This is a genomic window from bacterium, assembly GCA_030654305.1.
Classification (GTDB): Bacteria; Krumholzibacteriota; Krumholzibacteriia; order LZORAL124-64-63; family LZORAL124-64-63; genus PNOJ01.
This window is the reverse complement of record JAURXS010000004.1, coordinates 1-1,081: the sequence shown is the minus strand read 5'-3', so window position 1 is coordinate 1,081 and position 1,081 is coordinate 1. Positions and strand designations below refer to the sequence as shown.

Here is a 1,081-nt window from a genome sequence, read left to right as displayed (position 1 = left end):
CGCCATCGTCGCCGGCGGTCTGTCCGGCCGCCAGGCCGAGCAGCAGGTCGCGCAGGGCGGGGCCGTCGCGGGTGGCGACGGCCAGGACCACCGCTGGCAAGCCGCCGGCGGCGCTCTGCAACTGCATCACGTCGATCTCGCCGGCGAGCAGCGGCAGCAGGCGGCCGCGGATCGGGATGCCGGCGAGTTCGGGCTCACCTTCCTCGTCGAAGCTCAGCCACGCGGCCTCCGGTCCCGTCGCGGGCCGCGTCAGGAACGGCAGCAGCGCCTCCAGGCTGCCGGGAAGATTCTCCAGGGTCGCGAACGCCAGCACGTCATCCTCGCGGACGTAGCGCGCGAAGCGGCAACGGCCGCCGCGCACGCCGCACAGGGCGGCCAGGATCCCGCCGTCCCCATTCGGATCCAGGTCCAATTCCAGGCTCGCGCACGAGCGATCCAACGACGACCGCGACACGAGACGGAGCCGGTCCAGGGCCCGCACGCCGCTGACGTCCAGGAAGTCCTCAAAGTCGCGCGTCTCCTGCGGCTCCTCGCCGCGCATCGCCGCCCGCAGCAGCGGCAGCAGGTCGTCCCGCACCTGGGCCAGGTCCACCTCGTAGGCGCTGCTGGCGTCCGCCCTGAAGACCGGGCCGTCGGCGGCCGCCGCGGGCAGGACGCCGCACAGCATCGCCGCGGCGAGCGTCGGCCACCATCGATGAGGCAGGCAGGTCATGGGGTTCCTCCACTTTCGAACGAGGCCGGTCAGGATGCTCCCGGCGGATTCTGGTCGAACCTGCGGTTGCGGTAATTGTCGTAATCGGGCACGAGCCGGTCGTACTCGCCCTCCATCAGCGGCGACGAGATCATGAAATCGGCCGACGCCCGGTTGCAGGCGATCGGGATGTTCCAGACCACGGCCATCCGCAGCAGGGCCTTGACGTCCGGGTCGTGGGGCTGCGGCTCCAGAGGATCCCAGAAGAAGATCAGGAAGTCGATCTCGTTGCTGGCGATCTTGGCGCCGATCTGCTGGTCGCCGCCGAGCGGGCCGCTCTGCAGCTTCTTGATGGCGAACCCCAGCGCCTCCTCGAGGGCCTTGCCGGTC

Annotated in this window: 2 protein-coding genes; both read right to left on the bottom strand. The window is 70.9% G+C overall.

Going from position 1 to position 1,081, the window contains the following annotated elements; genetic code table 11:
- On the bottom strand, window positions 1-712 hold a 712-nt coding region (locus tag Q7W29_00105; GenBank protein ID MDO9170215.1), incomplete at its 3' end, for a hypothetical protein.
- Between the two features lie 29 nt (window positions 713-741).
- Window positions 742-1,081, bottom strand: a 340-nt coding sequence (locus Q7W29_00100) for a methylglyoxal synthase (GenBank protein ID MDO9170214.1), incomplete at its 5' end; no start/stop codon positions are given.